Origin of the sequence: Halomonas sp. 1513 (assembly GCA_001971685.1) — a bacterium.
In the GTDB taxonomy this organism is placed as follows: domain Bacteria; phylum Pseudomonadota; class Gammaproteobacteria; order Pseudomonadales; family Halomonadaceae; genus Franzmannia.
Map to the genome: position 1 here is coordinate 2,103,690 of CP019326.1, position 19,158 is coordinate 2,122,847.

The 19,158-nt window shown below is 65.2% G+C and carries 20 protein-coding genes; 4 read left to right on the forward strand and 16 right to left on the reverse strand.

Features of this window, described 5'->3' with window-relative positions:
• Positions 1–26: 26 nt before the first annotated feature.
• Positions 27–2,921, forward strand: coding sequence for a glycine dehydrogenase (aminomethyl-transferring) (locus BWR19_09425; protein ID APX93132.1), 2,895 nt, complete (start codon positions 27–29; stop codon positions 2,919–2,921).
• Positions 2,922–3,002: 81 nt separating this feature from the next.
• On the opposite strand, the gene BWR19_09430 is transcribed toward BWR19_09425, so the two are convergent.
• On the reverse strand, positions 3,003–3,917 hold the full coding sequence (locus BWR19_09430) for a LysR family transcriptional regulator (GenBank protein APX93133.1): 915 nt from the start codon (positions 3,915–3,917) through the stop codon (positions 3,003–3,005).
• Positions 3,918–4,093: 176 nt separating this feature from the next.
• On the opposite strand from BWR19_09430, the gene BWR19_09435 reads away from it, so the two are divergent.
• The gene (locus tag BWR19_09435; protein APX93134.1) at positions 4,094–5,458 is read left to right on the forward strand and encodes an LOG family protein; all 1,365 of its coding nucleotides are present in this window, start codon (positions 4,094–4,096) and stop codon (positions 5,456–5,458) included.
• Positions 5,459–5,542: 84 nt separating this feature from the next.
• On the opposite strand, the gene BWR19_09440 is transcribed toward BWR19_09435, so the two are convergent.
• Together BWR19_09440 and BWR19_09445 are read right to left on the reverse strand one after the other, a co-directional pair.
• Positions 5,543–5,917 carry a hypothetical protein gene (locus tag BWR19_09440; protein ID APX93135.1) on the reverse strand — a complete coding sequence of 125 codons (375 nt, stop codon included), beginning with the start codon at positions 5,915–5,917 and terminating at the stop codon, positions 5,543–5,545.
• Positions 5,917–6,381: a nitric oxide synthase gene (locus BWR19_09445; GenBank protein ID APX93136.1), complete on the reverse strand. Its 465-nt coding sequence runs from the start codon at positions 6,379–6,381 to the stop codon at positions 5,917–5,919. Before BWR19_09445 ends, BWR19_09440 begins: the two co-directional genes overlap by 1 nt.
• Before the next feature lie 80 nt (positions 6,382–6,461).
• On the opposite strand from BWR19_09445, the gene BWR19_09450 reads away from it, so the two are divergent.
• Positions 6,462–6,671 carry a hypothetical protein gene (locus BWR19_09450; GenBank protein APX93137.1) on the forward strand — a complete coding sequence of 70 codons (210 nt, stop codon included), beginning with the start codon at positions 6,462–6,464 and terminating at the stop codon, positions 6,669–6,671.
• Positions 6,672–6,717: 46 nt separating this feature from the next.
• On the opposite strand, the gene BWR19_09455 is transcribed toward BWR19_09450, so the two are convergent.
• From BWR19_09455 to BWR19_09515, 13 genes are all read right to left on the reverse strand, one after another.
• A complete protein-coding gene (locus BWR19_09455; protein ID APX93138.1) occupies positions 6,718–7,023 on the reverse strand; it encodes an integration host factor subunit alpha in 306 nt (101 codons plus the stop codon).
• A gap of 47 nt (positions 7,024–7,070) precedes the next feature.
• Positions 7,071–9,452, reverse strand: coding sequence for a phenylalanine--tRNA ligase subunit beta (locus BWR19_09460; GenBank protein ID APX93139.1), 2,382 nt, complete (start codon positions 9,450–9,452; stop codon positions 7,071–7,073).
• 36 nt (positions 9,453–9,488) lie between these two features.
• On the reverse strand, positions 9,489–10,508 hold the full coding sequence (locus tag BWR19_09465) for a phenylalanine--tRNA ligase subunit alpha (protein ID APX93140.1): 1,020 nt from the start codon (positions 10,506–10,508) through the stop codon (positions 9,489–9,491).
• A 151-nt stretch (positions 10,509–10,659) separates the two neighbouring features.
• Positions 10,660–11,013, reverse strand: a complete 354-nt coding sequence (locus BWR19_09470; protein ID APX93141.1) for a 50S ribosomal protein L20 — start codon at positions 11,011–11,013, stop codon at positions 10,660–10,662.
• 34 nt (positions 11,014–11,047) lie between these two features.
• Positions 11,048–11,242 (reverse strand): 50S ribosomal protein L35, encoded by a 195-nt coding sequence (locus BWR19_09475; GenBank protein ID APX93142.1) that lies wholly within the window; start codon positions 11,240–11,242, stop codon positions 11,048–11,050.
• 86 nt (positions 11,243–11,328) lie between these two features.
• Entirely contained in the window at positions 11,329–11,868 is a 540-nt protein-coding gene (locus BWR19_09480) for a translation initiation factor IF-3 (GenBank protein APX93143.1), read from the reverse strand.
• A gap of 50 nt (positions 11,869–11,918) precedes the next feature.
• Entirely contained in the window at positions 11,919–13,817 is a 1,899-nt protein-coding gene (locus tag BWR19_09485) for a threonine--tRNA ligase (protein APX93144.1), read from the reverse strand.
• 244 nt (positions 13,818–14,061) lie between these two features.
• Positions 14,062–14,760, reverse strand: coding sequence for a hypothetical protein (locus BWR19_09490; GenBank protein APX93145.1), 699 nt, complete (start codon positions 14,758–14,760; stop codon positions 14,062–14,064).
• 281 nt (positions 14,761–15,041) lie between these two features.
• Positions 15,042–15,509, reverse strand: coding sequence for a hypothetical protein (locus BWR19_09495; GenBank protein APX93146.1), 468 nt, complete (start codon positions 15,507–15,509; stop codon positions 15,042–15,044).
• A gap of 103 nt (positions 15,510–15,612) precedes the next feature.
• Positions 15,613–16,521 (reverse strand): protoheme IX farnesyltransferase, encoded by a 909-nt coding sequence (locus BWR19_09500; GenBank protein ID APX94976.1) that lies wholly within the window; start codon positions 16,519–16,521, stop codon positions 15,613–15,615.
• 25 nt (positions 16,522–16,546) lie between these two features.
• Entirely contained in the window at positions 16,547–17,614 is a 1,068-nt protein-coding gene (locus tag BWR19_09505) for a cytochrome B (protein ID APX93147.1), read from the reverse strand.
• 13 nt (positions 17,615–17,627) lie between these two features.
• Complete coding sequence (locus BWR19_09510; protein APX93148.1) at positions 17,628–18,155, reverse strand: hypothetical protein; 528 nt, start codon at positions 18,153–18,155, stop codon at positions 17,628–17,630.
• Positions 18,152–18,916, reverse strand: coding sequence for a Surfeit locus 1 (locus tag BWR19_09515; GenBank protein APX93149.1), 765 nt, complete (start codon positions 18,914–18,916; stop codon positions 18,152–18,154). Before BWR19_09515 ends, BWR19_09510 begins: the two co-directional genes overlap by 4 nt.
• Between BWR19_09515 and BWR19_09520 the strand changes: the two genes are divergently transcribed.
• Entirely contained in the window at positions 18,915–19,103 is a 189-nt protein-coding gene (locus tag BWR19_09520) for a hypothetical protein (GenBank protein ID APX93150.1), read from the forward strand. The genes BWR19_09515 and BWR19_09520 overlap by 2 nt on opposite strands.
• Positions 19,104–19,158 lie beyond the last annotated feature (55 nt).

Here is a 19,158-nt window from a genome sequence, read left to right on the forward strand (position 1 = left end):
CGCCCGACTACCCTGACAGGTGTTTCATGGCTACCGAGACCCGACGCCTGGCCGACCTGGCCGGACACGACGCCTTCATTCATCGTCACAACGGGCCCAGCGCCGACGATGTCGACCAGATGCTCGCCACCCTCGGCATCGACAGCATCGCCACGCTGATCGAGCAGACCGTACCCGCCGGCATCCGCCTGGGCCGCGAGCTGTCCCTCGAGGGGCCGCGCACCGAGGCCGAGGCGCTCGACTATCTGAAACGGCTGGCGCGCCAGAACAAGGTCTTCAAGACCTATATCGGTCAGGGCTACCACAACACCCACGTCCCGGCGGTCATCCAGCGTAACGTGCTGGAGAACCCGGGCTGGTACACCGCCTACACGCCCTACCAGCCGGAGATCGCCCAGGGCCGACTGGAAGGCCTGCTCAACTTCCAGCAGACCGTCATGGACCTCACCGGCATGGAGCTGGCCAACGCCTCGCTGCTGGATGAGGCCACCGCCGCGGCCGAAGCCATGGCGCTGTGCCAGCGCGCCAACAAGAAGGCCAAGAGCAAGGCGTTCTTCGTCGCCGATGACGTGCTGCCCCAGACCCTCGACGTGGTGCGTACCCGCGCCCACTACTTCGGCTTCGAACTGATCGTGGCGCCGGCAGATGAGCTGGCCAGCCACGAGGTATTCGGTGCACTGCTGCAGTACCCGGGCCAGAGCGGCGAGGTCCGCGACCTTGGCGGCCTGCTCGGCGCGGCCCGCGAGCGCGGCATCATGACCTGCGTGGCGGCCGACATCATGAGCCTGGTGCTGCTCAAGGAGCCCGGCGCGCTGGGCGCCGATATCGTGGTCGGCAACACCCAGCGTTTCGGCGTGCCGATGGGCTTCGGCGGACCCCACGCGGCGTTCTTCGCCACCACCGACAAGCTCAAGCGCTCGATTCCGGGGCGCATCATCGGCGTCTCCAAGGACGCCCGCGGCCAGCAGGCGCTGCGCATGGCGATGCAGACCCGCGAGCAGCACATCCGCCGCGAGAAGGCCACCTCCAATATCTGCACCGCCCAGGCGCTGCTGGCCAATATCGCCGGCTTCTACGCCGTCTACCACGGCGCCGAGGGGCTGCGCACCATCGCCACGCGCATCCATCGGCTGACCACCATCCTCGCCGAGGGCCTGCAACACAAGGGCATCCGCCTGGCCCACTACAGCTGGTTCGACACCCTGCGCCTGACCGGTATCGACGCGGGCAAGGTGCACGGCCGCGCCATGACCCACGAGATCAACCTGCGCTACTTCGAGGGTGGCGACATCGGCGTCAGTCTCGACGAGACCACCACCGCCCACGACCTCGACGTGCTGTTCGACGTGCTGATCGGCGAGGAGCACGGCCTGTCGGTCACCGCCCTGGACGAGGCCATCGTCAGCGCCGGCAGCAGCGGCATCCCGAGCGCCTGTCGCCGCGACTCGGACTTCCTGCAGCACCCCACCTTCCAGCGCTACCGCAGCGAGACCGAGATGCTGCGCTACCTCAAGCGGCTGGAAAACAAGGACCTGTCGCTGACCCATGCGATGATCCCGCTGGGCTCCTGCACCATGAAGCTCAACGCCACCAGCGAGATGATCCCCATCACCTGGCCGGAGTTCGGCCAGATCCATCCGTTCGCGCCCCACGACCAAGTGGTCGGCTACAAGCAGATGATCGACGAGCTGGCGGCCTTCCTGGTCGAGATCACCGGCTACGACCATATCTCGATGCAGCCCAACTCCGGCGCCCAGGGCGAATACGCCGGGCTGGTGGCGATTCGCCGCTACCAGGCCGCCGAGGGCCAGGGCCATCGCGACATCTGTCTGATCCCCAGCTCGGCCCACGGCACCAACCCCGCCTCGGCGGCCATGGCACAGATGAAGGTGGTGGTGGTCGAGTGCGACAGCGACGGCAATATCGACCTCGCCGATCTACGCGCCAAGGCCGAGCAGCATAGCGACGCCCTGTCGGCGATCATGCTCACCTACCCCTCGACTCACGGGGTATTCGAGGAGGGCGTGCGCGAGGCCTGCCAGATCGTTCACGACCACGGCGGCCAGGTCTACGTGGATGGCGCCAACATGAACGCCCAGGTCGGCCTGACCCGCCCCGGCGACTTCGGCGCCGACGTCAGCCACCTCAACCTGCACAAGACGTTCTGCATCCCCCACGGCGGCGGCGGCCCGGGCATGGGCCCGATCGGCGTCAAGGCCCACCTGGCGCCGTTCGTCTCCAACCACGTGGTGACGCCGATCGCCGGCGTCAACGCCGAGTGTGGCGCGGTCTCGGCGGCCGCCTTCGGCAGCGCCTCGATCCTGCCGATCTCCTGGGCCTATATCAAGATGATGGGCGCCCGCGGGCTGCGCGAAGCCACCGAGCTGGCGATCCTCAACGCCAACTACGTCGCCAAGCGCCTCGACGGCCACTACCCGGTGCTGTATCGCGGCGTCAACGGCACCGTGGCCCACGAGTGCATCATCGATATTCGCCCGCTCAAGGCCAGCTCGGGCATCAGCGAAGAGGATATCGCCAAGCGGCTGATGGACTACGGCTTCCACGCCCCGACCATGTCCTTCCCGGTGCCTGGCACGCTGATGGTCGAGCCCACCGAGTCGGAGTCGCGCTACGAGATCGACCGCTTCTGCGATGCCATGATTGCCATCCGCGAGGAGATCGCCAAGGTCGAAAGCGGCGACTGGCCGGCGGATGACAACCCCCTGGTGCACGCCCCTCACACCATGGCCGACCTGATGGACGCCGACTGGGCCCGCGGCTACTCCCGCGAGCTGGGCGCCTTCCCCTCCGCGGCGGTCAAGGCCGCCAAGGTGTGGCCGGCGGTCAACCGGGTCGACAACGTCCACGGCGACCGCCAGTTGATCTGCTCGTGCCCGAGCATCGACGAGTACCGCGACTGAGCCACAATCGCGCCCCGTGCAACGCATACGCCCCGGCCAGATGGCCGGGGCGTATGCGTTCAGGCAGCGCTAAAGCGCGTGTCAGCCGAAGCTCGGCTCCTCGGTGTAGCCGTAGAGCGCCTGGCGCCGCTGCTCGCGAAAGCCCTCCAGCAGCCGCGCATAGCGCCGCGGCATTTCGGACCCGCCGGGGGTGACCACGTAGAACGTCTCGTGGACCGGCTGCGTCAGCGTCAGCGCCTTGACCTGGCGCTGCCAGGGCGAGGTCTCGAGCACCAGGCGCGGCACCACCGTGAACCCCAATCCGCGGGCCACCGCGTCTAGCACCATCGACACCTCGTTGGTATAGCCCTGCTGGGGAAAGCGGTTGATGCTGCGGAACTCGTCGGCGAAGTTGGCCTTGAGCAGTTGGGCGGCATGCTGGATGCCGTCGGAGTAGCTGATGAAGCCCAGCCCCGTGAGGTCGTTGAGCGAGGTGCCGGTGAAGTCCGCCGGCACCACCAGACACAGCGGCTCCTGGTGCCACGGCTCTACCTGCAGGTCGGCGTGCTTGACCAGGTCGGTGACGATGCCCAGGTCGTAGCGCCCGGCCAGCACGTCTTGGACGATCTCGTAGTTGAAGGCGAAGCTGTAGCTGATCGTCAGCCCGGGATACATCTGCTGATAGCCGAGCAGGAAGGGATACAGCATCAACCCCACGCTGCCGGGCGAGGCCAGGCGACACTCGCCGGAGTCCAGCGAGTCATTGTCCAGCGAATGACGAAAATGCTCGTGCTCGGCGAACAGCTTGATGGCGTACTCATAGGCGCGGCGACCGCTGTCGGTCAAGGTGAAGCGCCGGCCGTGCCGATTGAGTAACGGCTTGCCCAGATACTGCTCGAGCTTGCGAATGTGCTGACTGACCCCCGGCTGGGTCATCTCCAGGCGCCGCGCCGTGTGGGTGAAGCTACCGGTCTCCACCAGGGTGATGAAGGTGCGAAAGTATTGGGCATTGAACATGGGGCGGCGCAGCACTCATGGGCAGAGGGGGAATCGGAACGGCCACTGGCGAATGATGTTATCAGATCGCGTTGGACGCCGCAGCGCTGCGGCCGGCGCGCCGCTCATGGTAGCATTTCATGACATGCTGCCGAGTCGCCGGCAGCGCTGCCTGATCGCTAGACAAGGAACGCCGTATGCCAGAGACCATTTCCACCATCATCTCGCCGGAAGGCAGCCTCGAGGTGCTCTCTCAGCACGAGGTCAATCGCCTGCGCGACACCTCCCGCGCCGGCCTCCACGACCTGCTGCGCTGCTGCGCCCTGGCGGTGCTCAACTGCGGCAATGTCACCGACGACGGCCGCGCGGTGATGGAGACCTACCACGACTTCGATATCGAGGTGCTGCAGCAGGATCGCGGCATTCGCCTCAAGCTGACCAACGCCCCCATCGACGCCTTCGTCGACGGCAGGATGATCCGCGGCATCCGCGAACTGCTGTCGTCGGTGCTGCGCGACATCGTCTACGTCTACAACGAGATCCAGACCCAACAGCGCTTCGACCTTTCCACCGGCGAGGGCACCACCAACGCGGTGTTCCATATCCTGCGCAAGGCCGGTGCGCTGAAGCCCGGCCGCGACCCGGGCCTGGTGGTGTGCTGGGGCGGCCACTCGATCTCCCGCGAAGAGTACGAGTACACCAAGGACGTCGGCTATCACCTCGGCCTGCGCGACATGGACATCTGCACCGGCTGCGGGCCCGGCGCCATGAAGGGGCCGATGAAAGGCGCCAATGTGGCCCACGCCAAGCAGCGTCGCACTCAGGGCCGCTACCTGGGCATCTCCGAGCCAGGCATCATCGCCGCCGAATCGCCCAACCCGATCGTCAACGAGCTGGTGATCATGCCGGATATCGAGAAGCGCCTCGAGGCCTTCGTGCGCGTCGGCCACGGCATCATCGTGTTTCCCGGCGGTGTCGGCACCGCCGAGGAAATCCTCTATCTGCTCGGCATCCTGCTGCACCCGGAAAACCGCGACATGCCCTACCCGGTGATCTTCTCCGGCCCGGCCAGCGCCGCCGACTACTTCAAGCGCATCGACGAGTTTCTTACCTACACCCTGGGTGAGGACGTTCGCGGGCGCTACCAGATCATCATCGATGATCCGGCCGGCGTGGCGCGCGCGATGCGCGACGGCATCAACGACGTGGCGGATTTTCGCCGCCACCAGCAGGACGCCTTCTACTACAACTGGCGGCTCAATATCGCCCGCGACTTCCAGGCCCCCTTCGAACCCACCCACGACGCCATGGCCGGCCTGGCCCTGCACCACCAGCAGCCGGTCCACGAACTGGCGGCCAACCTGCGTCGCGCCTTCTCGGGCATCGTCGCCGGCAACGTCAAGGAGCCCGGCATACGCGCCATCGAGGCCCACGGCCCCTTCACGCTGCACGCCGAGCCCGAGCTGATGCGCCAGCTCGACGCGCTGCTCACCTCCTTCGTAGCCCAGGGCCGCATGAAGCTGCCCGGCACCGCCTACGTGCCCTGCTACCAGCTCGCCTGATCGCCAACCACAACGCAGTCGCCCCGGCATGGCCGGGGCGACGCGCTGACAGTCAGGTCCTGGCGAGTAAAGCGGCGATCAGACTCAAGGCGATCGGGAGCGCTCGTGGCGCCACCACAGGCTGAGCACATGCATCAGCAGCCCCGCCGTGGTGCCGTGGGAGAGCAGCACCTGCCAGCTGGTCAAGTGCGCGGCCAGCGCATACCAGCCGGCCATCACCGCCAGACCGGCCAATAGACAAAACCCCAGCCGCCGCAGCAGGCCCGGCACCCGCCGTCGCGCCTCGCCCTCCAGCAGCCGCCAATGCAGCACCGCGACCACCGCCACCACCGCAGAGGCCATCAGCATCAACGACAGGCGGGTTTCGTGACCGCCATCCAGATAGCGCGGCAGGGTCGCCAGCATCACCACCAGCAACCCCAGCAGCGCGGTCAGCCGTTCGGGACTGGGACCGGCCATCACGCCACCTGCAGGCCGTGCTCGGCGATCCACGCCTCGGCCCACGGCAGGGCGGCATCATCGGCCATGAAGGTCTCCATGGCATCGACTTCCAGCCGTTCGCCGACGCGCTGGGCACCCAGATCGGCCAGCAGGGCATCCAGCGCACGCCCGGCACCGCAGAAGGTATCGCCATACGAGCTGTCGCCCAGTGCCACCAGGCCGTAGCGCAGCTCAGAGAGGGACGGGCTGTGGTCGATCAGCGCGCGGGTAAAGGGCACCAGGTTGCCCGGGTAGTCGCCGCTGCCGGTGGTGGAAACGCAGAACAGCGCCAGCGCGGGAGGCTCGGCAACCAGGTCATCGAGGGTCGGCTGCTCGAAGATGTCGACGCGATAGCCGGCCTCCTCGAACAGCGGCTTGACCTGCTCGGCAACATCCAGGGCACCGCCGTACATGGTGCCGACAAAGATCTTCAGTGTGGCCATGAGAGCTCTTTGCTTGAGAAATTTGGTCGGATATTACCACAAGCGTATAATGGCATGCCATTCAACGACATGGAGCGAGCATGCAGGAGATCTTCGAGGCCTGGGTGACACCGGTGATGATCGGCGGGCTGATTCTGTTCATGAGCTTCATCATCTGGGATCTGGCACGCAAGTCCCAGGCCGGCAAGTTCGGCACCATCATGCTGTTCATCGTCCTGGGGGCCGGCATGCTTGGCTATGTGGTCAAGGTGGTGATCACCTACCTGATGGAGAGCGGCGCGGGAGGCTGACCCAACGCCAGCGGCGCCCCTGGGGGCGCCGCTGGCGTAGATGAGGCTAGATCATCGAGACACCGTCGAAATCCTCGACCCGGCTCTTGAGCTTCTGGCCGGGACGAAAGGTCACCACCCGCCGCGCCGAGATCGGTATCTCCTCACCGGTCTTGGGATTACGGCCTGGCCGCTCACGCTTGTCACGTAGATCGAAGTTGCCGAACCCCGACAGCTTGACCTGCTCGTTCTCGCGCAGGCAGCCGCGAATCTCCTCGAAGAACGCTTCCACCATGGTCTTGGCTTCGCGCTTGGAGAGCCCCAACTCGACGTGCAGGTGTTCGGCGAGTTCCGCCTTGGTCAACGCGCCCATATCATTCCCTCGCTGGATAGCGGCACCGTCCCTGGCGCCGCGGGCGCTCAGCCTCTTAGCTCGGCGCCATGACGCTGACGGGACTCGGTGACGATAGCATCGACTAACTGATTGATTTCATCGTCATTCAGCGTGCGCGAAGGATGCTGCCAGGTCAAGCCCAAGGCAAGACTCTTGTAGCCTTCGGGTACGCCTTGGCCGTGGTAGACGTCGAACAGCTTGAGCTCGGTGAGCCACTCCCCGGCCTGCTCGCGCAGACTGTCGAGCAGCGCCTGCAGCGGCAGCTCTTCATCGACCAGCAGCGCCAGGTCGCGGCGCACCTCGGGATAGCGTGACAGCGGCGCAAAGCTCGGCAGCATGCCGCGCGTCAACGCCTCCTGGCGCACCTCGAACAGCAGGGCGTCGACCTTGAGCCCAAGTGCCGAGCGCACCGCCGGGTGCAGCGTGCCGATCCAGCCCACCGCCTCGCCGCGGTGGAACACCTGGGCGGTCTGCCCGGGATGCAGCGCGCTGTGCTCGGCCGGCTCGAAGCGCCAGGCGGCGAGATCACCGCCCAGCGCGATCAGGCTCTCCAGGTCACCCTTGAGGTCGTAAAAATCGACCTTGTCGCGGCCGCCGGCCCACCCTTCCGGCTCACGCGGGCCGCAGACCAGCGCCCCGACCATGGCGGTCTGCTCGAGGTCGTCCAGCTCACCGCGGAACACCAGCCCGGTCTCGAACAGCCGCACCCGGCTCTGCTGGCGGTTGAGGTTGTGCTGCAGCGCCTTGATCAGCCCCGGGAACAGGCTGTAGCGCATCACCGCCATGTCACTGGAGATCGGATTGGCCAGGCGCGGCGAGCGTGCCTCGGGGTGCAGCGCCTGCTGCAGCTCCGGGGCCACGAAGCTATAGCTGATCGCCTCCTGGTAGCCGCGCGCCACCAGCTGACGGCGCAGCCTGGCCAGCGGCTGCTGCGCCTCATGATCGGCCCGCAGCGCGAGACGCGCCGCAGGGCGCCGTGCCGGCAGGCGGTTGTAGCCATGGATGCGCGCCAGCTCCTCGATCAGGTCCTCTTCGATGGCGATATCGAAGCGCCAACTCGGCACCTGCGCCGCCCAGCCGTCGGCCTGGGTATCCACCCGCATCCCCAGTCGCTCGAGGATCTCGACCACCTCATCGCTCTCCAGGCGCTTGCCGAGCGCCTGCTCGAGGCGCTCGGCGCGCAGCGCCACGCGGCGCTCGCCGGGCAGGTGGGCCGCACTCGCCACCTCGACCAGCGGCCCCGCTTCGCCGCCGACGATATCCAGCAGCAGTTGGGTGGCACGCTCGGCGGCGCGCGCCGCCAGTGCCGGATCGACGCCGCGCTCGAAGCGATGCGAGGCGTCGGTGTGCAAGCCGTAGGAGCGCGCCTGGCCGGCTACCGCCAGCTGACTGAAGAACGCCGACTCGAGGAAGATATCGCGCGTACTGGGCCCAACCCCGGACAGCTCGCCGCCCATTACCCCGGCGATGGCCAGCGGGCCCCTGGCATCGGCGATCACCAGGGTGTCGTCGCGCAGGTCGATATGCTGGCCATCGAGCAACACCAGTCGCTCGCCGTGCCGCGCCAGGCGCACCTCGATGCGCGCATCGAGATTGGCCAGGTCGAAGGCGTGCAGCGGCTGGCCAAGCTCGAGCATCACGTAGTTGGTGACGTCGACCACCGCATCGATGCTGCGCACGCCGCTGCGACGCAGTCGCTCGACCATCCACAGCGGCGTGTCGGCGCCGACGTCGACGCCCTTGATGACCCGCCCCAGATAGCGCGGACAGCGTTCAGGGTCGGCCACGTCGATGGCAAACACCTGATCATGGGCCGCCGGCACGGCACCCAGCGCCGGCCCCTCGAGCGCCAGCCGGTTGAGCACCCCCACTTCACGGGCCATGCCCAGCACGCTCAGGCAGTCGCCGCGGTTGGGGGTAAGGTCAACCTCGATGGTGCTGTCGTCGAGCCCCATCCACAGCCGCAGGTCATCGCCCACCGGAGCCCGCTCGGGCAGCACCAGTATGCCTGCCGAGGCATCCTCCTCGAGCCCCAGCTCGGAGGCCGAGCAGATCATGCCGCTGGACACCACGCCGCGCAGCTTGGCGCGCTTGATGGTGAAGTCACCGGGCAGCACGGCGCCGACCCGGGCAAAGGGCACCTTCTGCCCCACTTCCACATTGGGCGCACCGCACACTACCTGCACCGGCTCGCCGCTGCCGTCGTCGACCAGGCAGACATTGAGTTTATCGGCATCCGGGTGCTGCGACTTGGCCACCACCTCGGCGATGACCACGTCGTGGAACTCGCCGGCCACGCGCTGAATGGCATCGACCTCGAGGCCAGCCATGGTGATCTGGTCGGCCAGCGCCTGAGTCGCCAGCTGCGGCGACACCCAGTCACGCAGCCACTGTTCGGAAAATTTCATGGCAATCCTGTCTCCTCAAAGCGAGCGTGGTGGCGATCAACCGAACTGGCGCAGGAAGCGCAGGTCGTTATCGAAGAACAGCCGCAGGTCGTTGACCCCGTAGCGCAGCATCGCCAGGCGCTCGGCGCCCATGCCGAAGGCGAAGCCGGTGTAGCGCTCGCTGTCGATACCCGAATGCTGGAACACCGCCGGATGCACCATGCCGCAGCCCATCACCTCGAGCCAGCCGCTGTGCGAGCACACCCGGCAGCCGGCGCCGCTGCACATCACGCACTGGATATCGACTTCGGCAGACGGCTCGGTAAACGGAAAATAGGAGGGGCGGAAGCGTACCGACAGGTCGTCGCGCTCGAAGAAGGCGTGCAGGAAATCCTCGATGGTGCCCTTGAGGTCGGCGAAGCTGACGCCCTCATCGACCAGCAGCCCCTCCACCTGATGAAACATCGGGGTATGGGTCAGGTCGGAGTCGCTGCGATAGACGCGCCCCGGGCAGACGATACGGATCGGCGGCTGCTCGGCTTTCATGGTGCGCACCTGCACCGGCGAGGTGTGGGTGCGCAGCAGGCGCGTAGCATCGAAGTAAAAGGTATCGGCCATGCCCCGCGCCGGATGATGGGCGGGAATGTTCAGTGCCTCGAAGTTGTGGTAATCGTCTTCGATTTCCGGCCCCACCGCCACGTCATAACCAATCCGCGTGAACAGCCCCTCGATCCGCTCGAGGGTACGCGTCACCGGATGCAGCCCACCGCTCTCCTGGCCGCGACCCGGCAGGGTCACGTCGAGGCGCTCGGCCGCCAGGCGCGCGTTCAGCGCTGCCTGCTGGAGCGCCTGCTTGCGTGACTCAAGCTCACGACCAAGCAGCTGCTTGGCCTCGTTGATTCGCTCGCCGGCGGCAGGACGCTCGTCGGCCGGCAGCTTGCCCAGGCCCTTGAGCAGCGCGGTGATCTCGCCCTTCTTGCCAAGGTAGCGAACCCGCACGTCATCCAGTGCCGCGATGTCATCGGCGGCGTCGATGGCCTGGCGAGCCTCGGCGACCAGTGTGGGAAGATGGTCCATCCGTAAAGCTCCGAATCTCGTCGGCCGCGGCGCGCGGCCGATACTGGGTCACAAAAAAACAGGGGAAGAGCGGCGGCTCTTCCCCTGCGACGTTACGGCATGCGCGGTGACCGGGGGACTCGTCTCCCCAGCGCCACCGATGCTCCGTCACTTACTGAGCAGCCTTGGCCTTCTCGACGATGGCAGCAAAGGCGGCTTTCTCGTGCACGGCGAGATCGGCCAGCACCTTACGGTCGATCTCGATGCCGGCCTTCTTGAGGCCGTCGATGAAGCGGCTGTAGGACATGCCATTGATGCGGGCCGCGGCGTTGATACGCGCGATCCACAGGGCACGGAACTGACGCTTACGCTGACGACGGTCGCGATAGGCGTACTGGCCAGCCTTGATCACGGCCTGCTTGGCAACGCGGAACACCCGCGAACGAGCACCGTAGTAGCCCTTGGCCTGCTTCAGAACCTTCTTGTGACGGCGACGTGCAACCACGCCACGCTTGACACGAGTCATAGCTTTCTCCTGACGTTAAAAGTGGATCAACCGGTTACAGGTTCGGCAGCATGCGCTGGACGAGAGCCTTGTCGGCGTCGTGAATCTGCTTCATCCCACGCAGATGACGCTTCCGCTTGGTCGACTTCTTGGTCAGGATGTGGCTACGGAAAGACTGCTTGTGCTTGAAGCCATTGGCCGTCTTCTTGAAGCGCTTGGCAGCGCCACTGTTAGTCTTGATTTTCGGCATGAGGAAAACTCCGCTCGATATTTTTCAGAAAACCCAAGGCCGGTAGCCCGCCATGACGACAGACCACCCGTTGACTTGCCTTCGGATCACTTCTTCTTGGGGGCAAGAATCATGATCATCTGGCGCCCTTCCATTTTCGGGAAAGACTCCACATTGGCCAGATCCTCGAGATCCGCGGCGACCCGCTCCATCAGCTTGCGGCCGATGTCCTGGTGCGCCATCTCGCGGCCACGAAACCGCAGCGTGACCTTGCCCTTGTCGCCACCTTCGAGGAATCTGATCAGGTTCTTCAGCTTGACCTGATAGTCGCCCTCGTCGGTGCCAGGCCGGAATTTGACTTCCTTGACCTGGATCTGCTTGGTCTTCTTCTTCTGAGCAGCCTTCTGCTTCTTCTGCTCGAAGACGAATTTGCCGTAATCCATGATCTTGCAGACGATCGGATCGGCGTTGGAGATCTGTACGAGGTCCATTCCGGCGGCTTCGGCGCGCTCCAGTGCTTCACTGGTGGGTACGACACCCAACTGCTCGCCGTCGCTGTCGATCAGGCGAACCTGATCCTCGGTAATGCGCTCGTTCATCGGGGGGCGCTTGTCCTGAACGCGCCCTCTTGGGTTGCTTCGCTTGATCGCTACATCTCCGTGTTGGTTGACGTTGCCGTGGCCCGGGCAGCCGGCAATCAGATACCCTCGGCCACCAGCCGGTCGATGAGATCATCGATCCTGAGGGTGCCGAGATCTTCACCGCTGCGGGTACGTACGGCCACGGCGTCAGACTCGACTTCCTTATCTCCTACCACCAGGAGATAGGGAACTTTCTGCAACGTATGTTCCCGGATTTTAAAGCCGATCTTCTCGTTCCTCAAGTCCGCCTTGACGCGCAGGCCGATTTTCTGCAGCCGGCCCTCGAGATCCAGGGCAAAATCGCGCTGCGCATCGGTGATATTGAGGATCGCGGCCTGCTGCGGCGCCAGCCATAGCGGCATGGCGCCGGCATAGTGCTCGATGAGGATCCCCAGGAAGCGCTCGAAGGAGCCAAGTATCGCGCGATGCAGCATCACCGGGGTCTTGCGCACGCCGTCTTCGTCGACGAACTGGGCGCCCAGGCGACCGGGAAGGTTGAAGTCGAGCTGCAGCGTACCACACTGCCAGACCCGATTGAGACAATCGCGCAGCGCAAACTCGATCTTGGGACCATAGAACGCCCCTTCGCCCGGCTGCAGCTCCCACTCCAGGCCGGTGGCATCCAGCGCCGCCTCGAGCCCCGCCTCGGCACGATCCCAGAGTGCCGCCTCGCCGAGGAAATCATCGGGCCGGGTCGAGAGCTTGAGCTCGACGTCGTCGAAGCCAAGCTCCTTGTAGACCTCCAGCGTCAGGCGGATGAAGGCCTCGGCCTCATCCTGTATCTGGCGTTCGCTGCAGAAGATATGCGCGTCGTCCTGGGTAAAGCCACGCACCCGCATCAGGCCATGCAGCGAACCGGAAGGCTCGTTACGGTGGCAGCTGCCGAACTCGGCCAGACGCAGCGGCAGATCACGGTAGCTCTTGAGCCCCTGGTTGAAGACCTGCACGTGGCACGGACAGTTCATCGGCTTGACGGCGTACTCGCGCTTCTCCGACTCGGTGGTGAACATCAGTTCGCTGTAGTGGCCCCAGTGGCCGGACTTCTTCCACAGCGACAGATCCACCACCTGCGGGGTCTTGATCTCCTGGTAGCCGTGGGCGATCTGGACGCGGCGCATGTACTGTTCCAGAGCCTGGTACATGGTCCAGCCGTTGGGGTGCCAGAACACCATCCCGGGCGCCTCCTCCTGGAGGTGGAACAGGTCCATCTTCTTGGCCAGCTTGCGGTGGTCACGCTTCTCGGCCTCCTCGAGTCGCTTGAGGTAGGCCTTGAGCTGCTTCTTGTCGGGCCAGGCAGTGCCGTAGATCCGCGTCAGCATCGGCTTGTCGGCGTCGCCGCGCCAGTAGGCACCGGCCAGCTTGGTCAGCTTGAACGCCTTGAGATGACGCGTGTTGGGCACATGGGGCCCGCGACACATGTCGACGTACTCTTGGTGGTGATAGAGGCGAATGGTCTCGCCCTCGGGAATCTCACGCACGATTTCCTGCTTGTAGGTCTCGTCGCGGTGCAGGAAGGTCAGCATCGCCTGGTCACGATCGACGTATTCACGCACCACGTCGTAATCGTGATCGATCAGCTGCTTCATGCGCGTCTCGATGGCCACCAGGTCGTCCGGGGTCACCGACCGCCCAAAGTCGATGTCGTAGTAGAAACCGTCGTCGATCACCGGGCCAATCGCCATCCTGGCCTCGGGGTAGAGCTGCTTCACCGCGTGCCCGATCAGGTGCGCGCAGGAGTGGCGGATCACCTCGAGCCCCTCCTCGTCGCGTGCCGTGAGGATGGCCACCGTGGCGTCGCGATCGATGATATCGGCGGCGTCGACCGCCACGCCGTCGATCTTGCCGGCCACGCAGGCCTTGGCCAGGCCGGGACCGATCGATTCGGCCAATTGCATCACGCTGAGCGGTTCGTCGAAGGTTCTTTGACTGCCGTCGGGCAGTGTCACGATGGGCATTGCGGCGATTCCTTGGGCGCAGTGGTGATCCATACCAGGGATCACGTGTCGCAACAGGTGAGTGTCAAACGTAGTGATGAAGCGTACAGGTCAAAAAAACAGGCACATACATTACCAGATGGCACCCCTGCTGCGCCATGCCGGCCGCACCGGTGCTCGCATACGCAACGAGGGAGTGCCATGGGCACTCCCTCGTCGACCGAGCGGCAAGCCGCTCAGGGATCAGGCGCCGAAGCGCTTGATCTTACTGCCGGTCGATTTCGACGCGACGGTTCTGAGCGCGACCTTCGTCGGTCTCGTTGGTAGCAACCGGACGCTCCTCGCCGAAGCCGCGAGTCTGCATGCGGTTCTCGTCGATACCTTGCGACACCAGGTAGGCACGCACGGAATCGGCGCGACGCTGCGACAGGCCTTCGTTGTACTCGGCGCTGCCCATGGAATCGGTGTGCCCGTCGATGTTGACGCGCAGCTCGGGGTTCTCACGCAGACGATGTGCCACTTCATCCAGCGTCATGCTGGCTTCAGGACGCAGCTCAGCGGAATCGAAGGCGAAGGTCACTTCGCTGCTCAGCACTACCGGCTCGAACTCGGGTTCCGGCTCGGGCTCAGGCTCGGGCATCGGCTCGGGCTCAGGCTCGGGCTGCGGCTCGGGGGTACGATCAGCGCAAAGCAGCGCCCCGATGGAGGCGCCTACACCAGCACCGATGGCGCCGCCCTGCTCCTCATCCGAACTTCCGGCAGTGGCGTAGCCGATGCTTCCACCGATCAAGCCACCCGCAACGCCGCAGACAGCGGGATGCTGGTACCAGGCACGGTCGGCAGAAGAACCGGAAGCAGACATCTGGGCAGACGTCTGACCACCGGTGGGGCCGGAGGTGGCACAGCCCGCAAGGCCAAGCGCCAATGCGGACCCGAGCAGCAAGCCAGTCGTTGATTTTTTCATGTAAGACTCCTTCTTAACACAGCGCTAGTCGTAACAGATCGTTACACCGCGTATCCACGTAAACCGACGAGTTGATTCGAATTCTCGACTCACTCGAGGTAAAAGAAAGCACATTTGCAACAATTCGGCTAGTGCTCATGTGCTGATATGCATGGTCTCATGCCAGCCCGGATAGCACCAGCCGTGTTCGCAAACGCGGCATGAATAAGCAGCCAACAGCCAAAATTTAAACCATGTGAAAGTCTTGTACAAGAAAGTGGAGCAAATTGACCCTGAATCCGTCAGTGCAAGCTTTGCGACCAGCCCTGCTTGAACTGCTCCACCGCCCGGGCGGCATCCAGCAGTGCCGGCCGATGTGCATCCTCCACCGCCAGGCGCTGGCGGTCTTCATCCATTCGCTCTCGCGGCGTCAACTCCTTGCGCGACGAGTGCGTGCGCAGGTGCTGCGTTTCGCCATGCACCGTCACGAAGACACGGAATGCGTCCCGCTCGACCAGCGCAGGGTCGATGATCTCCAGCAGCACCTTGCAGCGTAGCGCACCTTCGACCAGGTCGACCTGCTCGGCGCGCATCGCCGCGGCAATGGCGCCCAGGCTGTCGAGACAGTTCTGATGCGCACGACGCGTCTCTTCCAGGCGAAACGCCTCGCGCCGGCGCACCTCTCGCCACAGCGTGACGGCATAGACGACCAGACCGGCCACGATGATCGCGGCCAGCCCGGCAAGACTCCAGAACAGGGTAACGCTCATACACTCTCAGCTCAGATTGGGAATCGGGGACAGTCCCGGCACCATACTCAGGCTCCGACGCTGCGGCAAGTCGACGACCTTGCCGACACGGCCCCACTCCCCCTCACAACACCCAGTTGATGGCGTAGTGATCGAATAGCAGCACGCCGAAGACACCAAGGATATAGCGAATCGAGAACCAGAAGGCATTGATGGGCGCCTGCTCGTCCTGCCCGCGCCACACCTTCCAGTTCCAGAACATGAAGCGGGCATTGAGCGCCGTCACACCGACCAGATAGAGCATGCCGCTCATGCCGATCACGAACGGCATCAGCGTCACCGCAACGGTCAGCCAGCCGTACAGCCACACCTGGAGGCGCGTGAAGGCGTCGCCATGGGTCACCGGCAGCATGGGCACGCCGGCTTTGGCGTATTCGTCGCGCTTGTGAATCGCCAAGGCCCAGAAGTGCGGCGGCGTCCAGGCAAACACGATCAGCAGCAGCAGTAGCGGCTCGGCGCCCAGCTGGCCGGTGACCGCCGTCCACCCCAGCAGCGGCGGCGCGGCGCCGGCCACTCCGCCGATCACGATGTTCTGGGGGGTGGCACGCTTGAGAAAGGCCGTGTAGATCAGGGCATAGCCGACCAGCGACGCCAGGGTGAGCCATGCCGTCAAGGCGTTGACCTGCCACAGCAGCAGCGCGAAGCCGACCACCGACAGCCCGGTAGCCCATAACAAGGCATAGTGGGTAGGCAGACGCTGAGTCGCCAGCGGCCGGCGTGCGGTGCGCACCATCAGCGCATCGAGACGACGGTCCAGCACGTGGTTGTAGGCGGCTGCGCCGCCGGCACACATGGCAATACCGGCCAGGCCATACACCACGATGGCCAGCGGCGGGAGCCCGGGTGTCGCAAGGGCCATCCCAACCAGTGCACAGGCCAGCATCACCACGACCACCCGCGGCTTGCACAGGGTAATCAGGTCACGCCACTGCCACGCCACCGAAGCGGCACCATCTTGACCGTGAGCTGCCACCAACTCCCCCTGCTGAATAGCGGCATTACGCATGCGCCCACTCCTTGTTGTCGTCGACTGAGCGTGATCCCGGCTCGTGGGAGCGCGTCAGGCCCGCCTGCCAATAGGCAAGCGTCAATATCACTATCAATAGTACGGCGCCGGCGGTGTGCGCAAGTGCCAGGCTAAGCGGCAGCCACAGCAGCACATTGGCAATCCCCAGTACCACCTGGAAGGCGTAGCTGCCGAGTATGCCGAGCATCCAGGGCCGCATTTCACGTCGCGACCAGTGTGCCACGGCGAGCAGGATGAGGCCCACCCCTAGCGCCAATGCGCCGAGACGATGACCGTAGTGTATCGCGGCACGGGCATCGGCATTCAACTGACCGTGCAGGTAGTTGGGCCCCACCGTCTGGGTCAAGTGGAAGCCATCACTCCAGTCCATCTCCGGCCACCACTCGCCGTTGCAGGTCGGGAACCCCTGGCAGGAGATGCCGGCGTAGTTGCTCGAGGTCCAACCGCCGAGCGCCAATTGACCCACCAGCAAGGCGGTGACGATAGCCCATAGCGGCGACATGCGGCGCTTTGCCCGCGGCTTGTGGACATCCTCGAACGAGGTCTGCCGCAGCCGCAGGTGCAGCCACAGGAACAGCAGCATCACGCTGAGCCCGCCAAGCAGATGCAGGGTGACGACCTGAGGCCACAGCTTGAGGGTCACGGTGAAGGCACCAAAGGCCCCCTGCAGGATGATCACCACCAGCAGCGCCAGGGTCAGCCGCCAGGGATATCCGGCGAAACGCCGCAGCGGCAGCGCCAAGGCCACCAGCGCCAGCACCAGCAGGCCGAGTGCCGAGGCAATATAGCGATGCACCATCTCCACCCAGGCCTTGAAGGTCTCGAGCGGCGCATCCGGGGAGTGCAGGGAGGCGGTATCGGCATCCGGCACCACCAGGCGGCCATAGCAACCGGGCCAGTCGGGGCAACCCAGCCCCGCGTCGACCAGTCGCGTCCAGACCCCGACCAGGATCACCACGACGGTGAACACCACCCCCATCAGGCTCAAGCCCCGCAGCAGCCTGAGCCGCGCTATCTGCTTCTCCATCGCGCCATCCATTACCTTGTCATCCTCACGAATCGCTTAGCGGAGTTGCTTGATCGTTGTTCATTCTCAGCAGATGGCTGAGATCTGCCAACACGTCCTGGGGATCGACCCCGGCCGAGTAGCCGAGCACCGGCTGGCCCTGGGGGTCGAGCAGCCACAGCTGGCCGCTGTCGCGCCATGCCGGGGGCTCCTGCCACTCACCCAGCACCTCGCCGGGCAGCGCCTCGTCGGCCGGGCCCAGCCGCAGCCGCGTGACCCGCGGCGCCTCGCGACCCAAGGCACGATGCAAGCGCCACCACTGGTCGGCCTCGGCCTCGCAGCCCCCCTCGCAATCGAAGGCCAATACCCAGTCGCCATGCTCGATGGGCGGACGCGGCTCCACCAGCGGCCAGCTGGCCAGTCGCGGCACATCAGGGTTGAGCTCTCCGTGGGCAGTGCGCTCGTCGGGTATCCCGATACGGAATTCCACCATCACCCAAGCGCTGACCATGGGCACGGCAAACAGCAGGATCAGGGCCAGCAGTTTCATACGTTGTTTGTTCAGTGGGCTCATGCCTCGGGCTCCCGCACACTCGTTTTGCGGGCGGCACTCGACTCACGCCCATCGCGTATCAAGCGCCGCCCCCCTATCAGCATTACCGCAAGCGCGGCCAAAGCCAACCCCCACCATTGGATGGCATAGCCGGTATGACGACTCGGCGGCATGACATTGGGCTCCCACCAGGACGTGAACATCCCCGGCCCGTGCTGCATATGCAGCCAGCCGGCATGGGCGAAGTCACCGAGATCGTCGTGCCAAGGCAGCAGCGCCAGACGCTGCAGGCGCCTGCCCTCCTGATTGGGACCGAACAGCAGCGCGGTCTCACCGGCGGTCTGCCACTGGCCGCTTAGCGCGACCTCCCCCTCTGGGGTCTCGATGTCAGGATCGACGCGACTCCCCCCCGTCGGGACGAAGCCGCGCTGGATCAACCACAGCCGCCCATCGTCACCGCGCAGCGGCGTCAGCGCCGCGACGCCCACCTGTCCGTCGACGATACGGTTGTCGAGGAAGTAGGTTTGCTCGGCGATGAACTCGCCGCGCAAGGTGATCCCAGCCCCCTCCGGCGGCGTCTCGCGGGGGGCTGACATCTGCGGCGCCTCGGACAGCCGCTGCAGGAAATCGCGCTTGTCGGCGGCACGCTCCCACTGCCACATGCCCAACCCCACGCCAAGCGATACCAGCAGGCTCCAGGCCAACCACCACCACCATAAGCGCTTGACATGTCGCACCGGCTTGCTTGAACTGGGCGTCTGATAACTCACGGAGTTTCCCATGCTGAAAGCGTTGATCGCCCTGACATTCCTTACCATGCTCGCCAGCCTCGCGGCGGGCGCCGGCTTCCTGTTGCGCGACCACGGCAATTCTCGACGACTGCTGACGTCGCTCAAGCTGCGCGTCTCGATGGCCGGCCTGTTGATCTTACTCCTCGGCTACGGCTTTTACATCGGCGACCTGGCCTGAACGGCGCCCCATCACGCGAAGGCCCGGCAGCAAGTGCCGGGCCCGGTGGCGAATA

What these genes read in the sequence shown, in the direction of transcription:
- BWR19_09465 (APX93140.1), bottom strand. Translation starts at nt 10,508, where the DNA reads ATGGACCATCTTCCCACACTGGTCGCCGAGGCTCGCCAGGCCATCGAC.
- BWR19_09430 (APX93133.1), bottom strand. Translation starts at nt 3,917, where the DNA reads ATGTTCAATGCCCAATACTTTCGCACCTTCATCACCCTGGTGGAGACC.
- BWR19_09515 (APX93149.1), bottom strand. Translation starts at nt 18,916, where the DNA reads ATGGGAAACTCCGTGAGTTATCAGACGCCCAGTTCAAGCAAGCCGGTG.
- BWR19_09485 (APX93144.1), bottom strand. Translation starts at nt 13,817, where the DNA reads ATGCCCATCGTGACACTGCCCGACGGCAGTCAAAGAACCTTCGACGAA.
- BWR19_09445 (APX93136.1), bottom strand. Translation starts at nt 6,381, where the DNA reads ATGGCCACACTGAAGATCTTTGTCGGCACCATGTACGGCGGTGCCCTG.
- BWR19_09505 (APX93147.1), bottom strand. Translation starts at nt 17,614, where the DNA reads ATGGATGGCGCGATGGAGAAGCAGATAGCGCGGCTCAGGCTGCTGCGG.
- BWR19_09435 (APX93134.1), top strand. Translation starts at nt 4,094, where the DNA reads ATGCCAGAGACCATTTCCACCATCATCTCGCCGGAAGGCAGCCTCGAG.
- BWR19_09470 (APX93141.1), bottom strand. Translation starts at nt 11,013, where the DNA reads ATGACTCGTGTCAAGCGTGGCGTGGTTGCACGTCGCCGTCACAAGAAG.
- BWR19_09425 (APX93132.1), top strand. Translation starts at nt 27, where the DNA reads ATGGCTACCGAGACCCGACGCCTGGCCGACCTGGCCGGACACGACGCC.
- BWR19_09475 (APX93142.1), bottom strand. Translation starts at nt 11,242, where the DNA reads ATGCCGAAAATCAAGACTAACAGTGGCGCTGCCAAGCGCTTCAAGAAG.
- BWR19_09450 (APX93137.1), top strand. Translation starts at nt 6,462, where the DNA reads ATGCAGGAGATCTTCGAGGCCTGGGTGACACCGGTGATGATCGGCGGG.
- BWR19_09455 (APX93138.1), bottom strand. Translation starts at nt 7,023, where the DNA reads ATGGGCGCGTTGACCAAGGCGGAACTCGCCGAACACCTGCACGTCGAG.
- BWR19_09460 (APX93139.1), bottom strand. Translation starts at nt 9,452, where the DNA reads ATGAAATTTTCCGAACAGTGGCTGCGTGACTGGGTGTCGCCGCAGCTG.
- BWR19_09520 (APX93150.1), top strand. Translation starts at nt 18,915, where the DNA reads ATGCTGAAAGCGTTGATCGCCCTGACATTCCTTACCATGCTCGCCAGC.
- BWR19_09495 (APX93146.1), bottom strand. Translation starts at nt 15,509, where the DNA reads ATGAGCGTTACCCTGTTCTGGAGTCTTGCCGGGCTGGCCGCGATCATC.
- BWR19_09490 (APX93145.1), bottom strand. Translation starts at nt 14,760, where the DNA reads ATGAAAAAATCAACGACTGGCTTGCTGCTCGGGTCCGCATTGGCGCTT.
- BWR19_09510 (APX93148.1), bottom strand. Translation starts at nt 18,155, where the DNA reads ATGAGCCCACTGAACAAACAACGTATGAAACTGCTGGCCCTGATCCTG.
- BWR19_09440 (APX93135.1), bottom strand. Translation starts at nt 5,917, where the DNA reads ATGGCCGGTCCCAGTCCCGAACGGCTGACCGCGCTGCTGGGGTTGCTG.